The organism is Lactobacillus ultunensis DSM 16047, from assembly GCF_001436305.1.
In the GTDB taxonomy this organism is placed as follows: domain Bacteria; phylum Bacillota; class Bacilli; order Lactobacillales; family Lactobacillaceae; genus Lactobacillus; species Lactobacillus ultunensis.
In genome coordinates this window covers 1-450 of the sequence record NZ_AZFO01000091.1, presented here as the reverse complement: position 1 = coordinate 450, position 450 = coordinate 1, and the positions used below count along the sequence as shown (strand labels likewise).

The 450-nt window shown below is 27.1% G+C and carries 1 protein-coding gene; it reads right to left on the bottom strand.

Annotated features, from left to right (window positions below; genetic code table 11):
* Positions 1–11: 11 nt before the first annotated feature.
* A complete protein-coding gene (locus FC57_RS10485; protein ID WP_236695734.1) occupies positions 12–374 on the bottom strand; it encodes a hypothetical protein in 363 nt (120 codons plus the stop codon).
* Positions 375–450 lie beyond the last annotated feature (76 nt).

The window sequence follows — 450 nt, the reverse complement described above, 5'->3', positions numbered from 1 at the left end:
AAACGATTTAACTAGCACCACGCGTGTTTAATTATCTCTTCTAACTTACTAAAACCAATATCACGAATATTTTTACCTAAATATTTACTATACTTCGATTTCTTTTTGGGCCACCACTCAGGTTTTAAATATACTTCTGCATAATTATATTCCATCATTGCAAAAATTATTCTAGTAACACCTTTAGCAAAATCAGGCAAATAGGATTTATCACACCAATCTTGATAGCCATCATAAAAAGAAGCTTCATTGTTAATATTTTTAGGTACGGTACTTAAATAATAATAGGTGGTATTTTCAAACAAAAAACCTATTATTTCTTCCATTTTTTCGACTTCTTTTAATACTTTCTTTCGTTTCTTTTTCTTGTTCACAAAGTTTTCCTTTACAATATTTTTCAAAATTATATCAAATAAGAATTTTAAGCACAAAACATTCTAAGCTAAATAG